Origin of the sequence: Binatus sp. (SeqCode) (assembly GCF_049584895.1) — a bacterium.
In the GTDB taxonomy this organism is placed as follows: domain Bacteria; phylum Desulfobacterota; class Binatia; order Binatales; family Binataceae; genus Binatus.
In genome coordinates this window covers 23,648-31,346 of record NZ_JBAUYR010000072.1, presented here as the reverse complement: position 1 = coordinate 31,346, position 7,699 = coordinate 23,648, and the positions used below count along the sequence as shown (strand labels likewise).

Sequence of the window (7,699 nt, the reverse complement as noted above, 5' to 3'; positions counted from 1 at the left end):
CCGACGGCTGAAAGCCCGCCGTGATTCGATCGAGATCGATGAAGCCGCTCGGCACGCCGGTGATCATCTCGCGGTTTTCGTACAGCCGCTCGAGGATCTTCAGCGACTCGCGCGTCAGCTCCGGCATCGTGTGGAACGACGGCTTAATCCGCTTCTCGGAAATCTCGAAGATGCGATGCTCGGCTTCGTCCAGAAAGCCGTCCACGTCCGCCGGTGCCTCGTACGACGAGCTCGCGATGTCGGTCGCGATCGAGCCGAGGCTGCGCAGAACGGCCTTGTCGTGCACGATTCGCGCGTAGTGCGCGACGTTCGCGGCAGTCGGGACGATAGACGCCAGCTCCGCGATGTACGCCGGGCCGCCTATCTGCTCGAGCACGCCGCGCGTGCGCAGCGCGTCGGTCAGCGTGATCGCGTCGACCGGCTGGCTGTGGTCGGTAAGCTCGGCCATCGCGCGGAAGATCTGGCGATGCGATTCGCGATAGAAATCGTCGTCCGAAAGAATTTCGAGCGAATTATTAATCGCGTCGTTGTCGAGCAGGATTGCGCCCAGCACCGACTGTTCTGCTTCGAGATTTTGCGGAGGAACGCGCTTTAGAATATCGTCTGACGACACCGCCACCTGCCCACTACCTCCTCAACCACCACGCGCTCTCAATTTCAGGAGCGCAAATTATTTCCGATAGCTTCAATGCATACAACTAGTACACCCGCCGCGAGCCAACGGTTGTCCACTCTGTCCACATTTGATGAAGGAACGGGCTACCGCGAGCGGCGCCGCGGCGGACGATTTATCGCGAGCATCGGCGCCGTCCCGATGCCGAACATGAATCCTCCGACGTGCGCCCACCACGCCACGCCTCCCACCGCGCCCGCCCTGCCCCCTTCTTGAAGTCCCGCGTAAAGCTGGATGGCGAACCAGAACAAGAGGTAGATGACCGCGGGAATCTCGACGAACTGGATGAAGATAAAAATCGGCAGGATCGTCAGGATGCGTCCGCGCGGGTAGAAGATGAAGTACGCGCCGAGCACGCCGGCAATCGCGCCGCTCGCGCCGATGACCGGGACGCTCGATTCGGGCGCGATCCACACTGTCGCGAGAGCCGCGGCGATTCCCGCGGCGAAATAAAAAATCAGGTACCGCATCGATCCCATCCGATACTCGACCGCCGCGCCGAAAATGAACAGGTAGAGCATGTTGCCCGCGATGTGCCAGAAACCGCCGTGGATGAACATCGACGTGACCAGCGTAATCAACGGCGCCAGCGAGTTCGGTGCAGGATGCGAGTTGCTGGAGAGCGCACGCGTCACAGCGGCCGGTACCAGCGCGAATCGCTCGGCGAAAATCGCCAGACGCGGTCCGAGCGACAGCTCGTAGATGAACACCGCGATATTCGCGGCGATAAGTGCGAGGTTGATCGGCGTCAGGCGACGCGGCGCGGCATTATCGCGAAGCGGGATCATCGGGAATTCAGGCCGGCGCGCGGATTTGATCGACCGGCCGAGCAATACTACCGGCGCGGGGCAGGCGTGCGCGAGACGGTCCGCCTATCGCAAGCGCGCCGGTGAAAAAGAGCCCGTCCATACAGCCGGTCCGAACTCGGTGACGTAGCTGCCGTCGGCGTGTTGCCAGATGCCGCTGCCGAGCGTCGAGCCGGCGGCGATCGTTTGGTGTCTGCTCCATAGGGGGAAGGGATTTTCTGCCTCGAGCAATAGGGCCGCAGGCTGCCGCCGAATCGATTCACACTTTCGTGCTTGAGCGGAACCTCGTTGTATGCGAGAAAGATCGACGGGTCGCTTATCTTCCTCAAACGCGGCCGCGATCGCGACCCGCTGATTCGCGGACGCGAATCTTCTAACGGAGGTTTCGTTTATGGAAGTAGTTTCAAGCGAAGTATCGATTCGCACCGGCGCCGAAAAGATGCCCGCGCATCTCGCGCGGCCGGCGTCCGGTGGTCCCTATCCTGCGATTGTGGTCGTGATGGAAGCGTTCGGCCTCAACGATCAGATCAAGCGCATCACCAATCAATTCGCATCTGAAGGTTTCGTCGCCATCTCTCCCAATCTTTATTTTCGGCAGCCCAACAACGTCGTCGGCTACAACGATCTGCCCGGCGCTTTTCGCCTGATGGGCTCGGTCAGCGACGATCAGGTCGTCGCCGATATGGGCGCCACGATCGATCACCTCAAAGCAATAAAGGAAGCAAAGCCCGCGGTCGGCACCACTGGATTCTGCATGGGTGGACGCGTCGCCTTCATGACCGCGTGCCGCAACCCCGCTGTCAGAGCCACCGCGCCGTACTATGGCGGCGGGATCGTCAAGTCGCGGCAGCCGGGAGTCAAGCCGCCAATCGAATACGTCGACGGTCTCAAGGGCCCGGTGCTGGCGTTCTTCGGCGGCAAGGACGCGTTCATTCCGATTACCGAAGTGGACGAATTTCGCGACGCGCTGAAGAAGGCCGGCAAGCCGGCCGAGGTAGTTTTCTATCCCGACGCCGACCACGGCTTCATGTGCGACGATCGCCCGTCGTTCCATCCCGTTCATTCAAAAGAGGCGTGGGCACGAACCATCGCGTTCTTCAAAGAATATCTTGGCTAAACCTGCGTGGTTGTATTTTGTTGAAATCGATACAGCGGGCCGGTCCGCGCCGGCCCGCTTTCTTTCTTGCGCTCGCGGCGCTAGCCGTCATCGGAGCCGGCGGATGCTATTCCTCCGACTATCGCCGCACGATGGCCGCGAACGTATCGCTGCTGTCCGATATGTCCGACAAGCTCGCAGACTACTGCCGCACTTTTTTCAAGCTCGACGATCGCCAACTGTCGTCCGAGGAGATGGGTGAATTCTATTACGCCTTCAACAAGGCCAACGCGTTCTCGTCCTCGACCCCTCGCGAGGCGTCGCGCCCGTCGCATCGAGATTTCGTGAAGCTGCTGAACGCGTACGAGAAGTTCGCGCACGCCGCCGACGAGTACCGTCTCAACGGCAAGCCCGACCCCGCGATACTCGCGTCATTGATGTCGCAACACGCCCAGGTCCGCCACTTCGCCGGCAAGGTCACCGAAGATCTGAAAAAGGAACCCGACTGATGCTCAACCCTTCCAGTGCTGACCGTACTTGTCCAGGTAGGCGACCTCGCTCACCGGCCGCCGCTTGATCGGTCCGAATTTTCCTTGCGGATATCCGATCGGCATCAGCGCGTAGGTCATCACTTCCGGCGGCAGTCCCAGTATCTCCTTCACCTCGTCCTCGAAGAACGTGTGAATGGTAGTCAGGACAGTGCCGAGTCCCAGTCCGCGGCACGCGAGAATAATATTCTGCACGGCGGGGTAGATACTCGAACCCGAGATTCGCGCCTGGCTCTTCATCGCCGCGGCTACTTCGGGTGGAAGCTTGGGCGGCGGACCCGCCATCGGAACCTGCTTCAGGCATGCGAGCAGCAGCACGGGAGCATCGGCCATGTGATCAATCAGGTAGTAGGCCGACGCCATGAGCTTTTTGTAAGTGTCCTCGCTCATGTGCTCGGGCTTGACGCGGTCAGTGTAGAGCGCCTTCAGAATCGCGCCGCCCTTTTGATACACGGCGCCAATCTTTTTTCGCTGGCCCGCATCCTTGATAACCACGAACTCCCAACTCTGTTGATTGCTGCCCGACGGCGCGCGAATCGCTGCATCGAGCACTTTGGTGATCACTTCGTCGGGAACCGGGTCCGGCTTGAAGCGCCGGAGAGATCGCGCCGAGTAAATTGCCTCGAAAAGTCCGATTTCCATTAGTCAGAACTCCTCAGACGGGCGTGCGATTCGTTTTCGCGGACTGCGGCCCCATCAGCATCTTGTAGACTTTCTTCGCGTCCTCGGGATCGCTCACCATCGGTCCCGGCTGGTCGTGATGCCGCATCACCTTGTCTTCCTGGGTGAACGCGCGGACGGTGGTGCAATATTCAAGCAACAGCCCGTTAGGATCGCGGAAGTAGATCGAGCGGCACCATTCATGGTCCACCACCGGCGTCACATCGACACCCTTGCCGATCAGTTGCTCGCGCTTGGCCTCGAGCTCTTTCAGGTCGTCGCAATGGAACGCGAAATGGTAGAACGCGCCGGGCAATCCCTGCGCGCTGTTTATATCGGTCGCCCACTCTGTAGGCACGCCCGCCACTTTTTCGGGGCACATAAACGCGACCAGGCTGCCATCGCCGGTGTTGAGGAAGACGTGCTTGATCTTGCCCTCACCGCTTGTCTCGATGATATCCGCCCACGCAACTTCCCAGCCCAGTTTCGTGGTGTAGAACTCGACCGTGCGATCGATGTCGAGAGTTGCCAACCCCAGGTGATGGATGCCCGTGCGTTTCATAGCCGCGCCTCCTGTCCCGTTGACCATCTAATAACACGGCAAAATAGATAGTTCCAAACCCTCCAGAACGATCGTTCAAGGCAGCTGTTCGGTGCTACTGCAATGAACTGATTCATTCCTCACACTCGTTCCAGGCCTGCGACGGCAGATTGTTATAGTTGAATCGAAGGCACGGCATCGTCGCGCATGCCTTCACCAAGTCCGCAGTCGGCGGCACGCTCGCATTCTTGCTAATCCACAGGTTCAGTTGATTGACCATCTGGGGCCCGAGCCCGTTAAGTTCCGGCACAACTACGATGTAGAGTGCGTCCTCCTGACGGCGCGCCGTCGACCATGTGCCCGGATGCGCGATCGAGGGAAACGCCTGCATCTTCCGATGAGTCGTCGGGCCTTCGACCACCTTCCAGTTGTTGGCGATCTCAACCGCAAGATGGCGCGGGAACTCCTCAATCAGGCCGCTGACATCGTTATCGTTCGGAGGCTCGACACCAACCGCACAAGCGCGCACCTCACCCCAGTAACGATCGATCGCATCGGCAGCAGCCTTCTTCGACGCGTCGGTCTTATACTGCCCGTTAGTCTTGACGCGAATTCCGGTGGGCGTGACCATGTCGGCCGCGAATTGCGACGACGATAGCTCGAGCGGCTTCCCAACCTCAGCCGCGGTGCCAGTGTTGTTCTCCGGAGAGGTCGATTGCGTGGCGCAACCGACGATCGCACCGGACGCGATCAGCGCGAGCACGACTATCGCAATGCGCGGAATCGCCACCCGAAGACCTCCACCCCGCCCCACAACCAATTGCGCAACCCGCATCCGCTCAGACAACTCCCTCGCGCCTGTCGGACATCATTGTGCACCGCCGGTCAACGTCGGATCCATCACAACGCCGGCAAAGAGGAGCGCACCTGATTGCTTCTCAGTGATCGCGAAGAAGAACGGATGATCCACTATCATCACATTCGATGTGCCAATCCTAGCCAACAGCTCAAATTCGAGTGAGGTAGCCGCGCCAGCTTCGGTTCCTTCCTCGTCGACCTTTATCCACGTCTTATGCTTAACCCTGCTGATGTACAGTGCGTTTCCTGGAGTTGGGTTGAGCGGAATCCGTGAAAAATCGGCTCTGCTCGAATCGAACGCCAACTTCATTCCCATTTCGTTCAAGACGTCGTTGAGCTGCTCGCTATAGGCCGTTTCGAACTTGGGCAGGATGATGTTCGTGGTCCGCGATGCGAACCGTCCTGTCCACTGCTTCCAATGCTTCTGATCGAGCGAACGCAGAAAATCAGGTAATCCCCCCGGCTTGCGCGGAAGAAACACGTACATAGCATAACGCTCATTGCCGTAAGGCAGGCGAATAGCCTGAAAGTCCTTATTCTCGAGGTAAAGGAAATCACTTGTTTGTTCCATCATCGCGGTATTGCGGGAATCGCCGCTCAGAAGATGAAACGGTCGAGGCCGCGTATCTCTTCCCTCGAACTTCGACGACCAAGCGCCTTTGAAATGAACCGCGTCGGTCAGTATCAGCCTAGTAGCAGGATCAATCTCCGCGACTATGGCGGGAATCCGGTGATGGGTATTTTTGTCGACCCAGAAGTTGATTTCCGCCACGGCGCCTTTCGGATCGCGGATGAAATCCAGGTTCGCAGCGCTGGCATCGTAGAAGGATTGGCACACCTTGCGAAAATCGGGGTTGATTGGAAAGTCCTTCTGTACCCAGAGCGCATTGGCAATCTCAAGCTGCGCCGCGGGATCCGCCTTTGCGAGGGCCAGCATCAGGCTGTGATTGGCGCGATTGATGTCGTCGTCGCTAAGCGATCCCAGACCGAGCGTTTTCGCCATCTCCTTCTTTGTAGCGCCGGCCGCGCCGTTGTAAGCCATCGCGAGCGCCATCGCGATGCCCAGCGGCGATATGATCGTATTTTGCTTTGGATCTTTGGCCAGTACTTTCAGCAGCCGAAAGCCGAAATCATCTGTCGCCGAAGCGACTCGCCTGGTAACCGCCGGATTGGGTGCCGGGACCTCCGCGCGTGCCCATTTCGCGAGGTCGGAAAAGATCGCAATCGATGCAAGCAACAGTGCGGCCCCTGCCAACTTGCGGATGTAACCCGGCACTCCCATCTCAAACTATGATCGAGGTCCCCCCTCGTTCCTTGCGTCGCGCATCCGCTCAAACAACTCCATCGCGCTTCAGGGCTTCGAGCTCATCTGCACCGATCCCGATCGACGCGAGTACTTCGGCGTTGTGTTCGCCTAGTTCTGGCGGGCGTCTTATCGGCCTATCGCCTTCGGGCGCGGCGGACATCTTGATGGGAGTGCCGGCGACGCGGATCTTCCCGCGAGTTGGATAGTCGCTATCGATTAGCATTCGACGATTTGCGATTTCAGGGTCGGCGATCACTTCCTCGACCGTGCGCACTGGCGCGCAAGGTATGCCTGCCTCGATCAGGCCTTCAACCATCGCGTCGCGCGCTTGTGCGCAGGTCCATTCGGAGACGAGTGCGTCGAGTTCGTCGGCGATCCTCAGGCGCGCGCCGTGATTTTTGCATCGCGGGTCGTCGATTAGCTCTTCGTGCCCCATTAATTTTGCCAGCGTGCGCCAATGTGCTTCCGTCAGGCAGAAGATCAGGATTTCGCCATCGCGCGCGGGATAGATGTTGGTCGGACACGCACCCCAATGACGATTCCCCAGCCGCTTGAACTTCATCCCCTGCAGAGCAGGAGCAACGGCGCTGGTCAACGCGGGAATCGCGACATCGAGCATCGCGACCTCGACATGCTGCCCGCGGCCCGTTTTCCCTCGATGGATCAGCGCGGCCAGAATCCCGCTCACCAAATGGCTGCCGGTGCCCATGTCGATAAAGGTGGCCGAGGTTTTCACCGGATGCTCAGGGAATCCGGTGACACTGATGAATCCCGACGACGCCTGGATCGTGTTGTCCATCGAGCCGAGCTTCGCGTACCGGCTGTCAGAGCCATAGCCTTTGCCCGACGCATAAATCAGCCGCGGAAACCTTTCGGCGATTTGATCGTAGGCGAGGCCGAACGACTCCATCACGCCGTCGAGATAATTTTCGACAAGCACGTCGGCGTCCTCGAGCAGCTTGAGCAGGATTTCCTGCCCGCGGGGCTTCTTCAGGTTGATCGTCACCGAGCGCTTGTTCGCGTTGAGCATCAGGAACGAGTAGCCGGCGCCGCCCGGCGGCAACTCCGGACGACGCAACACTTCGCCGGTCACTGGAGGCTCGATCTTGATGATATCGGCGCCCATCGCGGCCAGTTGCAGTGTGCAGTACGGCGCCGCGTACACCTGTCCGAGATCGATCACGCGGATTCCATCGAGCGGCAGACTCATC

General features: G+C 59.5%; 9 protein-coding genes. 2 read left to right on the top strand and 7 right to left on the bottom strand.

All coding sequences use genetic code 11. From position 1 onward, the window contains the following. Both WB650_RS13275 and WB650_RS13270 read right to left on the bottom strand, forming a co-directional pair. On the bottom strand, positions 1–619 hold a 619-nt coding region (locus WB650_RS13275), incomplete at its 3' end, for a DnaB-like helicase N-terminal domain-containing protein (RefSeq protein WP_423960794.1). A 140-nt stretch (positions 620–759) separates the two neighbouring features. Continuing rightward, positions 760–1,461 carry a rhomboid family intramembrane serine protease gene (locus WB650_RS13270; RefSeq protein WP_422304854.1) on the bottom strand — a complete coding sequence of 234 codons (702 nt, stop codon included), beginning with the start codon at positions 1,459–1,461 and terminating at the stop codon, positions 760–762. A gap of 409 nt (positions 1,462–1,870) precedes the next feature. Here WB650_RS13270 and WB650_RS13265 point away from each other — a divergent pair, with 409 nt between their 5' ends. Both WB650_RS13265 and WB650_RS13260 read left to right on the top strand, forming a co-directional pair. Continuing rightward, positions 1,871–2,596, top strand: coding sequence for a dienelactone hydrolase family protein (locus WB650_RS13265; protein WP_422304853.1), 726 nt, complete (start codon positions 1,871–1,873; stop codon positions 2,594–2,596). A gap of 20 nt (positions 2,597–2,616) precedes the next feature. Then, positions 2,617–3,084, top strand: coding sequence for a hypothetical protein (locus tag WB650_RS13260; protein ID WP_422304852.1), 468 nt, complete (start codon positions 2,617–2,619; stop codon positions 3,082–3,084). 3 nt (positions 3,085–3,087) lie between these two features. Here WB650_RS13260 and WB650_RS13255 read toward each other — a convergent pair whose 3' ends face one another. The 5 genes from WB650_RS13255 to WB650_RS13235 all read right to left on the bottom strand — a co-directional run bounded on the left by WB650_RS13255 (position 3,088) and on the right by WB650_RS13235 (position 7,698). Continuing rightward, positions 3,088–3,765 carry a nitroreductase family protein gene (locus WB650_RS13255; RefSeq protein WP_422304851.1) on the bottom strand — a complete coding sequence of 226 codons (678 nt, stop codon included), beginning with the start codon at positions 3,763–3,765 and terminating at the stop codon, positions 3,088–3,090. A 13-nt stretch (positions 3,766–3,778) separates the two neighbouring features. Next, positions 3,779–4,345: a VOC family protein gene (locus WB650_RS13250; protein ID WP_423960791.1), complete on the bottom strand. Its 567-nt coding sequence runs from the start codon at positions 4,343–4,345 to the stop codon at positions 3,779–3,781. Between the two features lie 112 nt (positions 4,346–4,457). Continuing rightward, positions 4,458–5,114, bottom strand: a complete 657-nt coding sequence (locus WB650_RS13245) for a hypothetical protein (RefSeq protein ID WP_423960789.1) — start codon at positions 5,112–5,114, stop codon at positions 4,458–4,460. 78 nt (positions 5,115–5,192) lie between these two features. Beyond that, positions 5,193–6,437, bottom strand: a complete 1,245-nt coding sequence (locus WB650_RS13240; RefSeq protein WP_423960788.1) for a serpin family protein — start codon at positions 6,435–6,437, stop codon at positions 5,193–5,195. Positions 6,438–6,513: 76 nt separating this feature from the next. Beyond that, entirely contained in the window at positions 6,514–7,698 is a 1,185-nt protein-coding gene (locus WB650_RS13235) for a CaiB/BaiF CoA transferase family protein (protein ID WP_422300580.1), read from the bottom strand. Position 7,699 lies beyond the last annotated feature (1 nt).